15 protein-coding genes and 3 tRNA genes are annotated in these 17,968 nt (G+C 67.4%); all 18 read right to left on the bottom strand.

The genetic code is table 11. The features are described 5' to 3' along the window. Positions 1 to 305: 305 nt before the first annotated feature. The gene (locus tag V6V89_RS02320; protein WP_334617219.1) at positions 306 to 683 is read right to left on the bottom strand and encodes a hypothetical protein; all 378 of its coding nucleotides are present in this window, start codon (positions 681 to 683) and stop codon (positions 306 to 308) included. A gap of 302 nt (positions 684 to 985) precedes the next feature. Further along, entirely contained in the window at positions 986 to 1,300 is a 315-nt protein-coding gene (locus V6V89_RS02315) for a hypothetical protein (protein ID WP_334617405.1), read from the bottom strand. Between the two features lie 98 nt (positions 1,301 to 1,398). Further along, positions 1,399 to 5,286: a DNA-directed RNA polymerase subunit beta' gene (locus V6V89_RS02310; RefSeq protein WP_334617218.1), complete on the bottom strand. Its 3,888-nt coding sequence runs from the start codon at positions 5,284 to 5,286 to the stop codon at positions 1,399 to 1,401. A gap of 88 nt (positions 5,287 to 5,374) precedes the next feature. After that, a complete protein-coding gene (gene rpoB / locus V6V89_RS02305; RefSeq protein WP_334617217.1) occupies positions 5,375 to 8,806 on the bottom strand; it encodes a DNA-directed RNA polymerase subunit beta in 3,432 nt (1,143 codons plus the stop codon). 586 nt (positions 8,807 to 9,392) lie between these two features. Further along, positions 9,393 to 9,776: a 50S ribosomal protein L7/L12 gene (gene rplL, locus V6V89_RS02300; RefSeq protein WP_334617216.1), complete on the bottom strand. Its 384-nt coding sequence runs from the start codon at positions 9,774 to 9,776 to the stop codon at positions 9,393 to 9,395. 44 nt (positions 9,777 to 9,820) lie between these two features. Continuing rightward, on the bottom strand, positions 9,821 to 10,363 hold the full coding sequence (gene rplJ / locus V6V89_RS02295) for a 50S ribosomal protein L10 (RefSeq protein ID WP_334617215.1): 543 nt from the start codon (positions 10,361 to 10,363) through the stop codon (positions 9,821 to 9,823). 224 nt (positions 10,364 to 10,587) lie between these two features. After that, positions 10,588 to 11,298 carry a 50S ribosomal protein L1 gene (gene rplA / locus V6V89_RS02290; protein WP_334617214.1) on the bottom strand — a complete coding sequence of 237 codons (711 nt, stop codon included), beginning with the start codon at positions 11,296 to 11,298 and terminating at the stop codon, positions 10,588 to 10,590. 60 nt (positions 11,299 to 11,358) lie between these two features. Then, on the bottom strand, positions 11,359 to 11,790 hold the full coding sequence (gene rplK, locus V6V89_RS02285; RefSeq protein WP_265248375.1) for a 50S ribosomal protein L11: 432 nt from the start codon (positions 11,788 to 11,790) through the stop codon (positions 11,359 to 11,361). A gap of 120 nt (positions 11,791 to 11,910) precedes the next feature. Next, a complete protein-coding gene (gene nusG / locus V6V89_RS02280) occupies positions 11,911 to 12,627 on the bottom strand; it encodes a transcription termination/antitermination protein NusG (RefSeq protein ID WP_334617213.1) in 717 nt (238 codons plus the stop codon). A gap of 20 nt (positions 12,628 to 12,647) precedes the next feature. Then, positions 12,648 to 13,043 (bottom strand): preprotein translocase subunit SecE, encoded by a 396-nt coding sequence (gene secE / locus V6V89_RS02275; protein ID WP_334617212.1) that lies wholly within the window; start codon positions 13,041 to 13,043, stop codon positions 12,648 to 12,650. A 111-nt stretch (positions 13,044 to 13,154) separates the two neighbouring features. Then, positions 13,155 to 13,227: transfer RNA gene (locus tag V6V89_RS02270), tRNA-Trp, on the bottom strand. A gap of 96 nt (positions 13,228 to 13,323) precedes the next feature. After that, positions 13,324 to 13,716, bottom strand: a complete 393-nt coding sequence (locus V6V89_RS02265) for a MaoC family dehydratase (protein ID WP_334617211.1) — start codon at positions 13,714 to 13,716, stop codon at positions 13,324 to 13,326. Position 13,717: 1 nt separating this feature from the next. Beyond that, a complete protein-coding gene (locus V6V89_RS02260; RefSeq protein WP_334617210.1) occupies positions 13,718 to 14,164 on the bottom strand; it encodes a MaoC family dehydratase N-terminal domain-containing protein in 447 nt (148 codons plus the stop codon). 34 nt (positions 14,165 to 14,198) lie between these two features. Further along, positions 14,199 to 14,366 carry a 50S ribosomal protein L33 gene (gene rpmG, locus V6V89_RS02255; RefSeq protein ID WP_167925014.1) on the bottom strand — a complete coding sequence of 56 codons (168 nt, stop codon included), beginning with the start codon at positions 14,364 to 14,366 and terminating at the stop codon, positions 14,199 to 14,201. Positions 14,367 to 14,458: 92 nt separating this feature from the next. After that, positions 14,459 to 14,531, bottom strand: a tRNA-Met gene (locus V6V89_RS02250). A gap of 25 nt (positions 14,532 to 14,556) precedes the next feature. Next, positions 14,557 to 14,629, bottom strand: a tRNA-Thr gene (locus tag V6V89_RS02245). Between the two features lie 66 nt (positions 14,630 to 14,695). Continuing rightward, complete coding sequence (locus V6V89_RS02240; protein ID WP_334617207.1) at positions 14,696 to 17,227, bottom strand: putative bifunctional diguanylate cyclase/phosphodiesterase; 2,532 nt, start codon at positions 17,225 to 17,227, stop codon at positions 14,696 to 14,698. Between the two features lie 3 nt (positions 17,228 to 17,230). Then, positions 17,231 to 17,416, bottom strand: a complete 186-nt coding sequence (locus tag V6V89_RS02235; protein ID WP_334617206.1) for a hypothetical protein — start codon at positions 17,414 to 17,416, stop codon at positions 17,231 to 17,233. Positions 17,417 to 17,968 lie beyond the last annotated feature (552 nt).

The raw sequence follows: 17,968 nt of genomic DNA, 5'->3' as shown, positions 1-17,968 counted from the left end.
TCTGTTTTGCTCCGGGGCCCGCCCTCGCGGGCTTCTCCGGCACCCGCGGTCGGGCGTGTCGTCCGGCACACGGTTCCGGCGCACGCTGACGCGTGAACCGGGCTGTCTCGTTGTCGTGCGGCGACCCTGTCTAAGGGCGCACGCACGGATTGCCCGGGCAAGCCCGGGCACGAGGGGAAAGAGTACCCACCGTGAGCGCACAGGTCAAAACGGAGGACTCCCTCTTCCCCATCCCACCCGTCGGCGGACGACTCCAGTTGATAAGTGTACCCCGCCCCCATTCGCACCCGCCGGGCCGGGCCCGCCTACGCGGTCACCTGGATCAGCGAGGCCAACGCCAGGCCCACGACGGTCAGGCCGAGGCCGGTGGCGCCGCACGCGATTCCGGAGATAGCGATGCCACGGCCGGTGAAGCGGATGGCCGGCGGAGAGACGGCTCGCCGGATCTGGCGCATCCCCAGCCAGCCGAGCAGGACACCCGCGCCGCCCGTCACGCCGGCCACCAGAGCGAACGCTCCCCCGACCCAGACGCCCCAGCCGTCCTGAGCGCCGAGCAGGCCGAAGCAGCCCACGATGAACGAGACCAGGACGGACGCGATGCCGGCCACCAGCGCGCCGACCGCCAGGCCGGACGTGACCGGCGGCACGTCGAGATGTACCAGAGCGAAGCTGGTGCCCGGCATGGCCTCGACCCGGCGGGGCCTGGACCATGCCTCGCGCGGAGGCGGCGGAACGGCACGGGGCGGCGCCCCCACCGGCGCCGGAGCAACCGCCTGAGGCCCGGACCAGCCCGCGGTCGGGGCAGCATGCGGCGCGGGGGACGGGACCGCCCCCACCGACCAGGGCGAGTCCGTCGACCAAGCCGGCACGGGCGACGACCCCGGCGACGACGGCGGCGCGGGCATGGGTGAGGACGCTGGTGGCGGGTCCGTGGGGGTTGGAGCCCCGTCCGGCGGCGGTGCTCCGTCGGTACTCATCAGTCCCCCTAGTCGACCGTCGGGCTGAAGTCGCGCCCGGTCGGGCTGCCGGCGAAGTCAACCACGCCGATGATCAGCGCGACCACCACGGTGGTCGCGGCCAACGCGATGCCGATCCAGGCCAGCCGCTCACCGCGGCGCAGCCACACGCTGCCGGTCAGATAACCCCCCGACGCGTACGCCTCACGGCGCGCCTGGGCGGACAGGACGAGCGCGATGCTGGCGGGCACCACACCGCCGACCATCGGGCCCGTGAGCAACGCGATCAGGCCGAGCGCGAACACGGTGCCGGCTTTGGTGGAGCGCACCGGCTCCGGATCCATCGGATGGCGCAGTGCCGGCGACGTAACCACGCCTCCAGCCTACAAAGGGCGAGGCGCCCCGCACTGTCCAGTGCGGGGCGCCTCTTCGACCAACAGACTTACCGGTACGACCCGAAGTCGAAGTCGTCCAGCGGCACAGCCTGGCCACTGGCCGGCCCGAAACCGTAGTCGGTCTCCGGGTACCCGGTCATCGAGTACACCTTGGCCTTGGCCTCCTCGGTGGGCTCGACCCGGATGTTGCGGTACTTGCTGATGCCCGTACCGGCCGGGATGAGCTTGCCGATGATGACGTTCTCCTTGAGACCGATCAGCGAGTCGCTGCGCGCGTTGATCGCCGCGTCGGTCAGCACCCGGGTGGTCTCCTGGAAGGAGGCCGCCGAGAGCCAGGAGTCGGTCGCCAGCGACGCCTTGGTGATACCCATGAGCACCGGACGACCGGCGGCGGGCTCGCCGCCCTCGGCCACGAGCCGGCGGTTTTCCGACTCGAAGACCGCCCGGTCGACCAGGACGCCCGGCAGGAACTCGGTGGAGCCCGAGTCGATCACCGTGACGCGCTTCAGCATCTGCCGAATGATGATCTCGATGTGCTTGTCGTGGATCAGTACGCCCTGCGAGCGGTAGACCTCCTGGACCTCCTGGGTAAGGTGGACCTGGACCGCGCGCGGACCGAGGATGCGCAGCAGCTCGTGAGGGTCGATGGTGCCCTCGGTGAGCTTCTCGCCGACCTCGACGTGGTCGCCGTCGTGCACCCGCAGCCGGACCCGCTTCGAGATCTTGTCGTGCACGATCTCGTCGCTGCCGTCGTCGGGCACCACGATGATCTTCCGCGAGCGCTCGCCGTCTTCGATCCGGACGCGCCCCGGGGTGTCGGCGATCGGCGCCTTGCCCTTGGGAACCCGAGCCTCGAAGATCTCCTGCACACGCGGCAGACCCTGCGTGATGTCCTCACCGGCGACACCACCGGTGTGGAACGTACGCATCGTCAGCTGCGTACCGGGCTCGCCGATGGACTGGGCGGCGATGATGCCGACCGCCTCACCGACGTCGACCGTCTTGCCGGTCGGCAGCGACCGGCCGTAGCAGGCCGCGCAGACGCCCAGCTTCGACTCGCAGGTGAGCACGCTGCGTACCCGGACGTTCTCGACACCCGCGGCGACCAACCGGTCGACGAGGATCGAGTTGAGGTCGTTGCCGCGCTCGGCCACGACGGCGCCGTCGGCGCCCTTGATGTCGTCGGCCAGGGTGCGGGCGTGCACGCCGGTCTCGGCGTGCTCGTGCACCGTGAGATCACCGTTGATGACCTGGCCGACCGCCATGGTGATGGCGCGGTCGGTGCCGCAGTCTTCCTCGCGGATGATCACGTCCTGCGACACGTCGACCAGACGCCGGGTCAGGTAACCCGAGTCGGCGGTACGCAGGGCGGTGTCGGCTAGACCCTTGCGGGCACCGTGCGTGGAGATGAAGTACTCCACCACCGACAGGCCCTCGCGGTAGCTCGACTTGATCGGCCGCGGGATGATCTCACCCTTGGGGTTGGCCACCAGGCCACGGATAGCCGCGATCTGGCGGAGCTGGAGCAGGTTACCGCGCGCGCCGGAGTTGATCATGACCCACAGTGGGTTCTCCTGCGGCAGCGAGGTCTCCATCTCCTTGGATACCTCGTTGGTCGCCTTGGTCCAGATCTCGATGAGCTCGCCGCGGCGCTCCTCGGCGGTCATCAGACCCCGCTGGTACTGCTTGTCGATCCGCTCGGCTTCCTTCTCGTACCGCTCCATGATCTCGGGCTTGCGCGCCGGAGCGATGACGTCTTCCATGCCGATGGTCACGCCGGACCAGGTCGCCCAGTGGAAGCCGGCCTCCTTGAGCGCGTCGAGCGTCGCCGCCAGCGCCACCTTCGGGAACCGCTCCGCGAGGTCGTTGACGATCGCCGAGAGCTGGCTCTTGCGGATCTCGTAGTTCACGTAGCGGTAGCCCTGGGGCAGGGTCTCGTTGAAGAGCACCCGTCCCATCGTGGTCTCGACGATCAGCGGCTCCCCGGGGGTCCAGCCCTCCGGCGCGGTCCACTGGGCACCGCCAACGCCGTTGTCGACATCGACCACACCCCGCAGCCGGATCCGGATAGGCGTTCCCAGCTGCAACTCGCCGTTGTCGAACGCCATCCGCGCCTCGGCGTCGGAGCTGAACTCCCGGCCCTTGCCCTTGCCTTCCGGCATGAGGTGGGTCAGGTAGTACAGCCCGATGACCATGTCCTGCGTGGGCATGGTGACCGGCTTGCCGTCGGCCGGCTTGAGGATGTTGTTCGACGACAACATCAGGATCCGCGCCTCGGCCTGCGCCTCAGCGGACAGCGGCACGTGCACCGCCATCTGGTCACCGTCGAAGTCGGCGTTGAAGGCGGTGCAGACCAGCGGGTGGATCTGGATCGCCTTGCCCTCGACCAGCTGCGGCTCGAACGCCTGGATGCCGAGTCGGTGCAGGGTCGGCGCCCGGTTGAGCAGCACCGGGTGCTCCCCGATGACCTCTTCCAGGACGTCCCACACGACCGGCCGCTGGCGCTCGACCATGCGCTTCGCCGACTTGATGTTCTGCGCGTGGTTGAGATCGACCAGGCGCTTCATCACGAACGGCTTGAACAACTCCAGCGCCATCTGCTTGGGCAGGCCGCACTGGTGCAGCTTGAGCTGCGGGCCGACCACGATGACCGAACGGCCGGAGTAATCGACGCGCTTGCCCAGCAGGTTCTGGCGGAACCGGCCCTGCTTGCCCTTGAGCATGTCGGACAGCGACTTGAGCGGGCGGTTACCCGGACCGGTGACCGGACGGCCGCGGCGACCGTTGTCGAACAGCGCGTCGACGGCCTCCTGCAGCATCCGCTTCTCGTTGTTGACGATGATCTCGGGCGCGCCGAGGTCGATCAGCCGCTTGAGGCGGTTGTTCCGGTTGATCACGCGGCGGTACAGGTCGTTGAGGTCGGAGGTCGCGAAGCGGCCACCGTCGAGCTGCACCATCGGACGCAGGTCCGGCGGGATCACCGGTACGCAGTCGAGCACCATGCCGAGCGGCGAGTTGCGGGTGTTCAGGAACGCCGCGACGACCTTGAGCCGCTTGAGCGCCCGGATCTTCCGCTGGCCCTTGCCGGACCGGATGATCTCGCGAAGGTTGTCGGCCTCGGCGTCCAGGTCCATGTTTTCCAGCAGGGCCTTGATCGCCTCGGCACCCATGGCGCCCTTGAAGTACTCGCCGAACCGGTCACGCAGCTCGCGGTACAGCAGCTCGTCGGTGACCAGCTGCTTCGCATCGAGCTTGCGGAACGTGTCAAGCACCTCGTCGAGCCGGTCGATCTCGCGCTGCGCCCGGTCACGGATCTGGCGCATCTCGCGCTCGCCAGCCTCCTTGACCTTGCGCCGCACGTCGGCCTTGGCGCCCTCTGCCTCCAGCTCGGCCAGGTCGGCCTCGAGCTTGGCGGCCCGCTTCTCGATCTCCGAGTCGCGGCTGTTTTCCGACTGCCGCTTCTCGGCCAGGAGCTCGTTTTCGATCGTCGACATGTCGCGGTGCCGGGCCTCGGTGTCCACACCGGTGACCACGTACGACGCGAAGTAGATGATCTTTTCGAGGTCCTTCGGAGCCAGGTCGAGCAGGTAGCCGAGCCGGCTGGGGACGCCCTTGAAGTACCAGATATGGGTGACCGGGGCGGCCAGCTCGATGTGGCCCATCCGCTCACGCCGCACCTTGGAGCGGGTCACCTCGACGCCGCAGCGCTCACAGATGATGCCCTTGAAGCGGACCCGCTTGTACTTACCGCAGTAGCACTCCCAGTCCCGTTGAGGACCGAAGATCTTCTCGCAGAAGAGCCCGTCCTTTTCCGGCTTGAGCGTGCGGTAGTTGATCGTCTCGGGCTTCTTGACCTCGCCGTGCGACCACTGGCGGATATCGTCAGCGGTGGCCAGGCCGATGCGCAACTCGTCGAAGAAGTTGACGTCGAGCACTTGGTCCTATCCCTCGTATTTCGTGTTGCAGGGTGGGTTCTAGGCCTTGTCGAGGTGCCGGAGCGGTTGCCCGCCCCGGCACCACGGTTCAGACTTCCTCGACGCTGCTCGGCTCACGCCGGGACAGGTCGATGCCGAGTTCCTCCGCGGCCCGGAAGACCTCGTCGTCGGTCTCGCGCATCTCCAGGGCAACGCCGTCGCTAGACAGCACCTCTACGTTGAGGCACAGCGACTGCAGCTCCTTGAGCAGCACCTTGAACGACTCCGGGATGCCCGGTTCAGGGATGTTTTCGCCCTTGACGATCGCCTCGTACACCTTCACCCGGCCGAGGACGTCGTCGGACTTGATCGTCAGCAGCTCCTGGAGGGCGTACGCGGCGCCGTAGGCCTGCATGGCCCAGCACTCCATCTCACCGAACCGCTGGCCACCGAACTGCGCCTTACCACCCAGCGGCTGCTGCGTGATCATCGAGTACGGGCCGGTCGACCGAGCGTGGATCTTGTCGTCGACCAGGTGGTTCAGTTTGAGGATGTACAGGTAGCCGACCGCGATCGGGTCGGGCAACGGCTCGCCGGAGCGCCCGTCGAACAGCCGGGCCTTGCCCGAACCTCCGACGAGCTGCACGCCGTCCCGGTTGGGCAGCGAGCTGGCGAGCAGACCCGAGATCTCGGCTTCCTTCACACCGTCGAACACCGGCGTCGCGACGTTGGTGCCCGGCTCGGACTCGCTGGCACCGATGGAGGCCAGAGCGCGCTTCCAGTCGGTGTCGTCGCCGTCGACCTTCCAACCGGTCTGGGCGATCCAGCCGAGGTGGGTCTCGAGGACCTGGCCGATGTTCATCCGGCTCGGCACACCGAGCGGGTTGAGCACGATGTCGACCGGCGTGCCGTCCTCCAGGAACGGCATGTCCTCGACCGGCAGGATCTTGGAGATGACGCCCTTGTTGCCGTGGCGGCCCGCGAGCTTGTCACCGTCCTGGATCTTGCGCTTCTGGGCCACGTAGACCCGGACCAGCTCGTTGACGCCCGGGGGCAGCTCGTCGCCGTCCTCGCGGGAGAAGGTGCGGACGCCGATGACCGTGCCGGTCTCGCCGTGCGGCACCTTCAGCGAGGTGTCACGCACCTCGCGCGCCTTCTCACCGAAGATCGCCCGCAGCAGCCGCTCCTCCGGGGTCAGCTCCGTCTCGCCCTTGGGCGTGACCTTGCCGACCAGGATGTCGCCGGGGACGACCTCGGCGCCGATCCGGATGATGCCGCGCTCGTCGAGGTCAGCGAGCATTTCCTCGCTGACGTTCGGGATGTCACGGGTGATCTCTTCCGGGCCCAGCTTGGTGTCGCGGGCGTCGACCTCGTGCTCCTCGATGTGGATCGAGGTGAGCACGTCCTGCTGCACCAGGCGCTGCGACAGGATGATCGCGTCCTCGTAGTTGTGCCCCTCCCAGGACATGAACGCCACGAGCAGGTTGCGCCCGAGCGCCATCTCGCCCTCGTCGGTGCACGGACCGTCGGCGATCACCTGGCCTGCCTCGACGCGGTCGCCCTCGAAGACCACCGGTTTCTGGTTGACGCACGAGCCCGCGTTGGAGCGGCGGAACTTGTGCAGCAGGTAGGTGCGGCGGTGACCGTCATCCTGGTGCACCGTCACGTAGTCGGCGCACAGGTCTTCGACCACGCCACCGACCTCGGCGACCACCACGTCACCGGCGTCGACCGCTGCCCGGTACTCCATGCCCGTGCCGACCAGCGGCGCCTCGGCCTTGACCAGCGGCACCGCCTGGCGCTGCATGTTGGCGCCCATCAGCGCCCGGTTGGCGTCGTCGTGCTCCAGGAACGGGATCATGGCGGTCGCGACCGACACCATCTGGCGCGGCGAGACGTCCATGTAGTCGACCGCGGACGGCACGACGTAGTCGACCTCGCCGCCCTTCCGGCGGACCAGCACCCGGTCTTCGGCGAAGGTGCCGTCGGACTTCAACGGCGCGTTGGCCTGGGCCTTGACGAACCGGTCCTCTTCGTCCGCCGTCAGGTAGTCGATCTGGTCGGTGACCCGGCCGTTCTCGACCTTCCGGTACGGCGTTTCGATGAAACCGAACGGGTTGACGCGCCCGAAGGTGGAGAGCGCGCCAATCAGGCCGATGTTGGGGCCTTCCGGCGTCTCGATCGGGCACATCCGGCCGTAGTGGGACGGGTGCACGTCACGGACCTCGAAGCCGGCCCGCTCACGGGACAGACCACCGGGGCCCAGCGCCGAGAGGCGCCGGCGGTGGGTCAGGCCCGCCAGGGGGTTGGTCTGGTCCATGAACTGCGACAGCTGCGAGGTGCCGAAGAACTCCTTGATCGCCGCCACCACCGGGCGGATGTTGATCAGGGTCTGCGGCGTGATCGCCTCGACGTCCTGGGTGGTCATCCGCTCGCGGACGACCCGCTCCATACGGGAGAGACCGACCCGAACCTGGTTCTGGATCAGCTCGCCGACGGTGCGCAGGCGGCGGTTGCCGAAGTGGTCGATGTCGTCGGCCTCGTACCCCTCCTCGCCGGCGTGCAGCCGGCAGAGGTACTCGACCGTCGCCACGATGTCTTCGACGGTGAGGACGCCCTTGGTGATCGGTACATCGACCTCGAGCTTCTTGTTGAACTTGTACCGACCGACCTTGGCGACGTCATACCGCTTCGGGTTGAAGAAGAGGTTGTCGAGCAGGGTCTGGGCGTTCTCCCGCGTCGGCGGCTCACCCGGCCGCAGCTTGCGGTAGATGTCCAACAACGCCTCGTCGACGCCGGCGATGTGGTCCTTCTCCAGGGTGGTCATCATGAGCTCGGACCAGCCGAACCGCTCGCGGATCTGCTCGGCGGTCCAACCGATGGCCTTGAGTAGGACCGTGACGGCCTGGCGGCGCTTACGGTCGATGCGGACGCCGACAGTGTCGCGCTTGTCGATGTCGAACTCCAGCCAGGCACCCCGGCTCGGGATGACCTTGACGCTGGAGAGGTCGCGGTCGGACGTCTTGTCCGGCTGCTTGTCGAAGTAGACGCCCGGAGACCGGACGAGTTGGCTGACCACGACGCGCTCGGTGCCGTTGATGATGAAGGTGCCCTTGGGCGTCATCATCGGGAAGTCACCCATGAACACCGTCTGGCTCTTGATCTCGCCAGTGGTGTTGTTGGTGAACTCCGCGGTCACGAACAGCGGCGCGCAGTAGGTCAGATCCTTCTCTTTACACTCCTCGATCGAGGCCTTGACCTCGTCGAAGCGGGGGGCGGAGAAGGAAAGGGACATAGTGCCCGAGAAGTCCTCAATGGGACTAATCTCTTCGAGAATTTCCGCGAGACCAGAACGGGCGTGCGGGTCGTCAGCCGACCGGCCCTGCCAGGCCTCGTTGCCGACCAGCCAGTCAAACGACTCGGTCTGGATGGCGAGGAGGTTGGGGACCTCGAGATGTTCAGTGATCCTGCCGAATGAAACTCGGCGGGGCGCGAAAGCGCTCGACGTACGACTGGTCTTCGCAGGGCGGGAAGCTGCCAAGATGCGTCCTTCCGAGGACCGGTGCTGCAAAACGGCCGTTGCGCGCGCACCCCGACTGGACCCGATCCAGAAGGCCAGTTTCGGACATTCCGGGCAGGGCTGAAGTCGGAAGGCAGCGCAAACTAGCAGTGTAGCCGAGCGGCTAACCGCTGTCCACCCACCCAGCCCACCTTACGGCAGCGCGTCGCGGAACGCGCCCATCAACACCTCTGCGGTGCCTCCGGGCCGCTCAGAACGCGGCGCTAACCGCGTGTGCCGGCCAGACGCCGACCGCGTTGCGATCTTGCGATCTCAAGCGCTGCCGTCCGACCGGTGGCTGCAAGTGCGGAAAGACTTGCTGATGTCAGCGTGCCTGCCAGCAAACGCTGCGTCAAGAGTTCTGCCGCGGGTCGGACTGCCGTGATCGGCGCCACGTCACCATCCTTGCGGCTGATCAGGCATTTTGCCCGGCGTGTCCCCGGCGTGTCGCCATACGAAAAAGGCGCCGTCCTGTCCGGACGGCGCCTTTCGCGTTGTTCTGACCCATCGGAACTACTAGGAGCCGTGGCGACCAACGACGGCGCCCGACCTGTGTTCCGGTTTCGGGTTACTTGAGGGTGACCTTGGCGCCTTCGCCCTCGAGCTTGGCCTTCGCCTTTTCGGCGTTCTCCTTGTTGACCTTCTCCAGGATGGCCTTCGGCGCGGCCTCGACCACGTCCTTGGCCTCCTTCAGGCCCAGGCCGGTCAGCTCGCGCACGACCTTGATGACCTGGATCTTCTTGCCACCGTCGGCCTCGAGGATGACGTCGAACTCGTCCTTCTCCTCCTCGACCGGCGCGGCAGCGGCACCCGGCGCAGCGGCGGCCACGGCCACCGGCGCGGCGGCCTTGACGTCGAAGGTGTCCTCGAACTGCTTCACGAACTCCGAGAGCTCGATCAGCGTCATCCCCTTGAACGCGTCGAGCAGCTCTTCGGTGCTGAGCTTCGCCATGATGTCTGGCGTCCTTTCCTAGTTGTCTTGATCGAAGAGCCGCGTCAGGCGGCCGCTTCTTCCTGTTCGCGCTTTTCCTGCAGGGCAGCCGCCAGACGAGCGGTCTTGGTCAGCGGAGCCTGGAACAGGGCCGCGGCCTTGCTCAGGTTCGCCTTCATGGCGCCGGCCAGCTTGGCCAGCAGCACCTCACGGGACTCGAGGTCGGCGAGCTTGTTGACCTCGGCGGCCGAGATCGCCTTGCCCTCGAAAACGCCGCCCTTGATGACCAGATGCGGGTTGGCCTTCGCGAATTCGCGCAGGCCCTTCGCCGCTTCCACGACATCGCCGGAGACGAAGGTGAGCGCGGTAGGACCGGTGAACAGCTCGTCGAGTCCGCTGATCCCCGCCTCTACCGCAGCCCGCTTGGCCAGGGTGTTCTTCGCCACCGAGTACGTCGCGGTCTGACCCAGGGTCCGCCGCAGCTTGGTGAGCTGCGCGACCGTGAGGCCGCGGTACTCGGTCAGCACGGTCGCGTCCGCGTTGCGGAAGCGGTCGGTGAGCTCGGCGACGGCCGTGGCCTTGTCGGCCCGAACCGGCTTGTCCGCCATGTCCCTCCTCTCGTTGCTCCTTGCTGGTACGCACAAGGCCCTGCAACGAGAAACGCCCCGGCGCAGGGGCGCACGGGGCGAGACATAGTCACGCTGATCCTGTACTTCCCTGCGCGGGTCGCCCGTCGAGGCGGGACCTTCGACCGTGCCGGGGCACGGTGACCAGCGGTCTTCGGGTGTATCTGGGTGGCCAAGTCTAGCTTGGCCACCCAGGGCGATCCAAATTAGCTCTCGGCCTCGGTGAGGTTGCGGGTCACGTTGGGGTCGATCGGCACACCGGGCCCCATCGTCGTGGCGACCGTGACCTTCCGCAGGTACTTGCCCTTGGCCGCGGACGGCTTGACCCGCAGCACCTCGTCGAGCGCCGCGGCGTAGTTCTCGAGGAGCTTCTCCTCCGCGAACGACGCCTTGCCGATGATCAGGTGCAGGTTGGAGTGCTTGTCCACTCGGAAGGTGATCTTGCCGCCCTTGATCTCGGTCACCGCCTTGGTGACGTCCATCGTGACCGTGCCGGTCTTCGGGTTCGGCATGAGACCGCGCGGGCCCAGGATCCGCGCGATCCGACCGATCTTGGCCATCTGGTCCGGCGTGGCGATCGCCGCGTCGAACTCCAGCCAGCCCTCTTGAATGCGGGCGACCAACTCGTCGGTGCCGACCTCGTCGGCTCCGGCGGCCGCGGCCTCCTCGGCCTTCGCACCCGCCGCGAAGACGATCACGCGGGCGGTCTTACCGGTGCCGTGCGGCAGGTTGACCGTGCCGCGGACCATCTGGTCAGCCTTGCGAGGGTCGACGCCGAGGCGCATCGCGACCTCGACCGTGGCGTCGAACTTGACAGGCGACGTCTCCTTGGCGAGCTTGATCGCCTCAACCGGGGTGTAGAGCTTGGTGCGGTCGATCTGCTCGAGAGCCTTGCGATAGCTCTTGCTGCGCTGCATTGCTTGTTTCTCCTGTGGTCATTGGCGGGCCGGTGCGCGGCCCTCCCACGTACGGGCTATTCAGTCCTTGACGGTGATGCCCATCGACCGGGCGGTGCCGGCGATGATCTTCTCGGCCTGGTCGAGGTCGTTGGCGTTGAGGTCCGCCATCTTCTTCTCGGCGATCTCGCGCAGCTGGGCGCGGGTGACCGAGCCGACCTTGTCGGTGTGCGGGACGCCGGAGCCCTTCGGCACGCCGGCAGCCTTGATCAGCAGGCGGGCGGCCGGGGGCGTCTTCAGCACGAACGTGAACGAGCGGTCCTCGTACACGCTGATCTCGGCCGGGACGATGTCGCCGCGCTGTGACTCGGTCTGGGCGTTGTACGCCTTGCAGAACTCCATGATGTTGACGCCGTGCTGACCCAGCGCCGGGCCGACCGGCGGCGCCGGGGTGGCCTGGCCCGCCGGGAGCTGAAGCGTGAACGTCTTGACGAGCTTCTTCTTCGGAGGCATGTCTCTTCCTGGGCGGTGGTGGTGACGTGCCGGCCGCACGGCCAGCACACAAACGGGCGGCCGCGGGCGCGCACGGTCAAGCGCGGCCGCAGGCCGACGTTCAAGCGTAGCGCAGACCGATTAGATCTTCGCGACCTGGTTGAAGTTGAGCTCGACCGGCGTCTCGCGACCGAAGATCGACACCAGCACCTTGAGCTTCTGCTGGTCGGCGTTGATCTCGCTGATCGTCGCGGGCAGCGACGCGAACGCGCCGTCGGTGACGGTCACCGAGTCGCCCACCTCGAAGTCGAGGACCTTGATCTCCGGCTTGGCCTTCTTCTGCTCGGTCTCGACCGCGGGCGCCAGCCACTTCAGCACCTCGTCGAGCGACAGCGGCGCCGGGCGGTCGGCCCGGTCGGTCGCACCGACGAACCCGGTGACGCCCGGAGTGTTCCGCACACAGGAGTACGACTCCGGCGTCAGCTCCATGCGGACCAGGATGTAGCCCGGGAAGACCTTGTTTTGCACCTGGAGGCGCTTGCCGTTCTTGACCTCGACCTCTTCGCGGGTCGGCACCTCGACCTGGAAGATGTAGTCCTCCATGTCAAGGCTCGTGATACGGGTCTCGAGGTTGGTCTTGACCTTGTTCTCGTAGCCGGCGTACGAGTGCACCACGTACCAGTCGCCCGGTGCGTAACGCAGCTTCTGCCGCAGCTCAGCGACCGGGTCGAAGTCGCCCTCCGGCTCGGCGACCGGCGCGTACTCCGGCTCGCTGTCGGCGACGACGCGGTCATCGGCGGCGGTCGCCACCGAGGACTGCTCGTCGGCGGTTCCAGCGGTCTCGTCGTACTCAGGCACGCTCGCTCACTTCCGTGTTGTTATTCCTGGTTACCGAAGACGAACAGCACGCCCTTGGCGAACCCGTAATCCAGCCCGGCCACGATCGCCAGCATGAAAGCGACGAACACGACCACGACCGCGGTGTAGGTCAGCAGCTCCTTGCGGGTCGGCCAGATGACCTTACGCAGCTCTGCCACGACCTCGCGGATGAACCGCACCAGCCGCCCGAAAATTCCGACCCGGGCGACGTCTTTCTTGGCCTTCGGCTTGTCGGTCGGCTCCGCCTTGGGGCGCGCCCGAGTGGCGGTGCCGCCACGCGATACCGGCTCGTCGGCGTCATCGTCGTCGTCGGCGTCATCGTCAACGGCGTCGTCGAAGGACTCGTCGAGGTCGTCGACGGCATCGTCGTCGTCGCGCCGATTTCTGTCGGCCACTTCGCCCTCCGTGGGTCGTTTGGAACTGCGGCGTCGACCCACCGGCTAAGGAAGGACCACGACCAGCTACAGCCGGCGGGACCAACCCCGGGGCCGGTCAGGCCTTAGGCGCAGGGGCGACAGGACTCGAACCTGCAACCTGCGGTTTTGGAGACCGCTGCGCTGCCAATTGCGCCACACCCCTGTGGGGGCAGTTGCCCGCCCGAGGCACGCTCGGGCAGGGGTTACTACCCCACGGCGGACCAGTGTACGGGTAGACGCCTGAGTTTCCCAACCTGGGTTAGGCGGGTCGACGCACCAACGCTCTGGCCTGGGACAGCACTTTTTCGCCGCGGCAGGTCGCGGTGACATCGATCTGCGTCAGCCCCGCCCCGGTCTCGCCTTTGACCACGCCGCGGACCTCCAGCTCGGTGCCCTCGTCGTCGTCCGGCACGGGTACCGGCCGGCTGAACCGCACGTTGAAGTCGACAACCGCGTCTGCGGACCCCGCCCAAGCGGTCACGGCACGGCCGACCAGGGCCATCGTGTACATCCCGTGCGCGATCACGCCCGGAAGGCCCACCTTGGTGGCGAACCGCTCGCTCCAGTGGATCGGGTTGAAGTCGCCCGAGGCGCCGGCGTACCGGACCAGGTCGGCGCGGGTCACCCGGAATGTCTGTACCGGCAGCTCCATGTCAGCCCTCCCCGCGTACGACGATCTTGGACCAGGCGGTGACCACCGGCTCGCCGGAGGCCGACGCCACGTCGGTGCGCATGGTCAGGAAGTCGTGCCCGCCCCGCGACCGGATCTCCTCGATCGTGTTGGTGGAGATCAGCTCGTCACCGGCGACGATCGGCCGGGTGTACTGGAAGCGCTGGTCGCCGTGCACCACGCGGCTGTAGTCGACGCCAAGGTCCGGGTCTTCGACGATCTGGCGGTTTGCCGCCATCGTGATCACGACAGCGAAGGTAGGCGGCGCGACGACGTCGGCATAGCCCGCCGTGCGCGCGGCCTCGGGATCGTGGTGCAAGGCGTCGTCGGCACCGATGGCCGTCGCGAACTCACGGATCTTCTCGCGGCCGACCTGATAGGAAGCGGTCGGCGGATAGCTGCGACCGATGAAGGACGGGTCCAAGGGCATGCCGCCGAACTTACCGGCAGCAGGCCCTTTCAACCTATCGAGTCTCGCGGTGGGCGGTGTGCTTGCCGCAACGCGGGCAGAACTTCTTCAGCTCGATGCGGTCCGGGTCGTTGCGACGGTTCTTACGCGTGATGTAGTTGCGCTCCTTGCACTCCACACACGCCATAGTGATCTTGGGACGGACGTCGGTCGCCTTGGCCACGGCGGAGTGCCTTCCTCGCTAACGGACTACTACCGGCGTACGAGAGTACCCGGACACGCAAAGTGGGCGCCAACCGGCGCCCGTCTCGTGCGTAGCGGTGGCCGGACTTGAACCGGCGACACAGCGATTATGAGCCGCTTGCTCTGCCATCTGAGCTACACCGCCGCGTTGGGTCCAAGATGACCCGCAGAGCCCCCTTACGGAATCGAACCGTAGACCTTCTCCTTACCATGGAGACGCTCTGCCGACTGAGCTAAGGGGGCGCGTGCGCAGGGGTAAGAGTACACGGCGGCCTCCGCGACACGAAATCGGATAGAGCGTGTCGAGCCTTACGTCACGGCCCGCAGGCGACGTACCTCACCGAGGGGTGTGGGCTCCGATTCGGTACGCGCACCGAACCACGCCTCGAGTCGCTCGTACGGCAGCGGGCGGCTGAAAAGGAAGCCCTGCCCGACCTCGCAACCCATCTCCTTGAGCAGCTCCAGCGTGAGCTCGCTCTCGACGCCCTCGGCCACCACGGTCAGCCCGAACTGAAGCGACAGCGCCACCACAGCACGCACGATCGCAAGGTCGCCGGGGTCGGTCGCCATCCCCTGTACGAAGGTCCGGTCGATCTTCACCTCGTGCACCGGCAGGCGGCGCAGGTAGGACAGCGACGAGTACCCGGTGCCGAAGTCGTCGACGGACAGCCGTACACCCAGGTCGCGCAGCCGGCGCAGGGTCGGCATCGGGCGGTCGGTCGGCCCGACCACACTGTCTTCCTTGATCTCGAAGGTGACCTGCTCGGGTGCCACCCCGTACTCGCCCAGGAGGGCCTCCACCCTCGCTGGGAAGCCCGGGTCGATGAGGGTACGAGGGGAAAGGTTGACCGCGACGGAGAGCGGGCGGTCGGCGTCGGCCCAGTCTCGGCAGCGCCGCAGCCCCTCCTTGAGCACCGCCTCGGTGAGCCGGCCGAGCTGTCCGGTGTGCTCCGCGACCGCGACGAAGTCTTCCGGCGCCACCGCGCCGTGCGCCGGGTGCTCCCACCGGGCGAGGCACTCGACACCCACCAGGCGGCGGTCGGTCAGCAGCACCTTCGGCTGGAAGTACACCTCCAGCTCGTCGTTGTCGAGCGCCCGGCGCAGGTCGCCGGCCAGCTCCAGGCGGCGCACCGACCGCGACTCCAGGCCCGCGCTGAAAAGCTGGACACCGCCGGGCATGGATTTGGCGGACGTCGCGGCGACGTCCGCACGCTGCAGCAGCGTCGCGGGGTCGCTTCCATGATCAGGATGTACGGCGACACCGATGGCCATGTCGACGTCGAGCGTCAGCGCGCCGAACACCATGGGATCGCGGATCTGCTCGCGAAGCTGGATGGCCAGCTCGGTGGCCGCCTCGCCGCTCTCCGCCCGCAGGTTGACCACGAACTCGTCGCCACCGACGCGGCCCACCAGCGCCGCCGCCGGCGCGTGCCGCCGCAGCCGGCTGGCCACCTCGGCGAGCAGCTTGTCACCGGCGGCGTGCCCCAGCGACTCGTTGACGTCGCGCAGCCGGTCGATGTCGAAGAGCAGCACCGCGACCACTTCGCCGGGAGCCCGCACCGCGACCGACTCTTCCAGCGCCTCGGTGATGCGGCGACGGTTGGCGAGGGTAGTGAGGCCGTCGTGGTAGGCGTCATAACGCAACCGGTCGACGAGCCGCGAGTTTTCCACCGCGACGCCCGTATGAGCTGCGATCGTCTCCAGAATCCGGACGTCGCCCTCCGTGAAGTGGCCGAGGTCGCCCATCCGGTTGACCACCTCGAGAGTGCCCACGACCGCCCGGCCGGAGCGCAGCGGCGTGACGATGACATCTTTGACCCGGGCCTCGCGGAGCGCCTGCCGTAGCGCCTCGTCACCACCGAGCCGGGCACCGAGCGCGACCGTCTGGCCGCCATCCTCCCGTACCCGGGCGCGCACCTCGACGGGCGTCGGCGCGATGTCCAGGAGACCGGAGTCATCCACGCGCGCGGAAAGCAGCACCTCCGGGTGCCGGCCCTGCGCCGGCAGCCACAGCGTCGCGTACTCGGCCTGCATCATGGCCCGCACGCGGCCGAGCAGCGCATCGGCGAGCGATCCGCCGCGCGGCGCCTCGCTGATCGCACGAGTGAGGTCGTACAGGTCGGACAGCATCCGGTGCTGGCGCAGGAACTGCGCGTACGACCGGTACACCAGCACCAGCACGGCGGCGAGCGCGAACAGCAGCAGCACGCCCCACGGCGTCACCGACAGGACGATCACGATGGTGAGGCCGATAACGACGTTGATCGCCGCAGTGATCAAGCCGATCCCCGCGGTGCGGAGAACCTCGATACCCGCCTGCGGTCCCTGCACCAGGGTGTGCACACCAGCCACCGCGGCCAGCGTGACCAGCGTGCTGGTGCTGACCGCCGCGAACAGGATGCCCCATGTGCCGGGCCCGACGCCCTCCATAGGTGGGAACGCCAGCAGCACCAACCCCGCAAGCGACGTCGCGGCTGCGGTCTTCGCGATGTTGAACGACGCCTTCACCGGCGAACTACGCCGCCGCAACTGCGTGATGATCGCACCGACCGTGAAGACCAGCACCACCATGAACGTGGGCAGGAAGAACAGCGCCAGCGTCAGGGGAATCTCGTTGATCGTGATCGTGTAGCCCTGGCGGCGAACCACGAAGTGGAAGACCGCGACCTCAGCCGCCACGAAGACGCCGAGGATCAGGACCGCGTCGATCCACGCACCCAACCGCTGCTCATCGCCAAGCCCGATGGCCGTAGCCCAGATGACCGCGAGCAAGATCAGCGGCCCGGTGATCAGCCAGGCCTGGCTCGCCGAACGGCGCCCGACGCGCTGCCGTTTGGCCATGCGTCAGAGTCCAAAGATGCTGCCGGCTCCCGCTCCGGAACCACCATCAACGCCCGGCACTGTCCACACAGCAGACCAGTCCCAGTCCATGGTCGTGAACCCGCCGGAGGAGCCCACGGTGGAGACGACGACCACCGCGGCCAGAGCCAGGACCAAGCCGGCAAGACGGCCCAGTCTGCCTGTACGCATCGAACGCTCCTGTCGGGGGTAACCACATGTGACATCAGTGATGAGGGTTCCCCTGATCGTGCCACATCTGGGCTGCTAGACACACACTCATCCCCCGCTTGGCACCACAGTACGCAAAATCCTGGCTGAACGGCTGACCACGCCCTTAGTTTCGAATTAAGTCACGGCTCACTTCTGACACCCCGAAGAACGCCCTGACCAGGGACAACACTTGAGAAAAGTTCGGTTTTCCGGTTTTGTGAGGAGACCGCAGAGGAGATAGGAAACGCTTTATGCGGTAGTGGCGAAGTTTGCCGTTCGTCTGTTTTGTCTCCGGCTTTTCTTGCGTCTCCATGATCGACGCCCGTCCACATTGGCGGGTCCCGTCACCCACCCCCGGCCACACGACTTGCGGCGTCGCCCGTCGGCGCACGACCCGCCGAGTGCGCACCACTTCGCGCGCTTTCGCTCCCCTTCGCGTCCATTCACGCCCCTTCGCGACATCCCGCGTCGACGCTTCTATAGGGGTGGTGATCGGGCCCGGGGGTTCGTGATCCGCTAGGTTCGATGCCG

Origin of the sequence: Micromonospora sp. CPCC 206061 (assembly GCF_036906915.1) — a bacterium.
Classification (GTDB): domain Bacteria; phylum Actinomycetota; class Actinomycetes; order Mycobacteriales; family Micromonosporaceae; genus Phytohabitans.
This window is presented reverse-complemented; position numbering and strand designations above follow the sequence as displayed.

What these genes read in the sequence shown, in the direction of transcription:
- V6V89_RS02320 (WP_334617219.1), bottom strand. Translation starts at nt 683, where the DNA reads ATGCCGGGCACCAGCTTCGCTCTGGTACATCTCGACGTGCCGCCGGTC.
- V6V89_RS02315 (WP_334617405.1), bottom strand. Translation starts at nt 1,300, where the DNA reads ATGGATCCGGAGCCGGTGCGCTCCACCAAAGCCGGCACCGTGTTCGCG.
- rplL (WP_334617216.1), bottom strand. Translation starts at nt 9,776, where the DNA reads ATGGCGAAGCTCAGCACCGAAGAGCTGCTCGACGCGTTCAAGGGGATG.
- rplJ (WP_334617215.1), bottom strand. Translation starts at nt 10,363, where the DNA reads ATGGCGGACAAGCCGGTTCGGGCCGACAAGGCCACGGCCGTCGCCGAG.
- rplA (WP_334617214.1), bottom strand. Translation starts at nt 11,298, where the DNA reads ATGCAGCGCAGCAAGAGCTATCGCAAGGCTCTCGAGCAGATCGACCGC.
- rplK (WP_265248375.1), bottom strand. Translation starts at nt 11,790, where the DNA reads ATGCCTCCGAAGAAGAAGCTCGTCAAGACGTTCACGCTTCAGCTCCCG.
- V6V89_RS02265 (WP_334617211.1), bottom strand. Translation starts at nt 13,716, where the DNA reads ATGGAGCTGCCGGTACAGACATTCCGGGTGACCCGCGCCGACCTGGTC.
- V6V89_RS02260 (WP_334617210.1), bottom strand. Translation starts at nt 14,164, where the DNA reads ATGCCCTTGGACCCGTCCTTCATCGGTCGCAGCTATCCGCCGACCGCT.
- V6V89_RS02240 (WP_334617207.1), bottom strand. Translation starts at nt 17,227, where the DNA reads ATGGCCAAACGGCAGCGCGTCGGGCGCCGTTCGGCGAGCCAGGCCTGG.
- V6V89_RS02235 (WP_334617206.1), bottom strand. Translation starts at nt 17,416, where the DNA reads ATGCGTACAGGCAGACTGGGCCGTCTTGCCGGCTTGGTCCTGGCTCTG.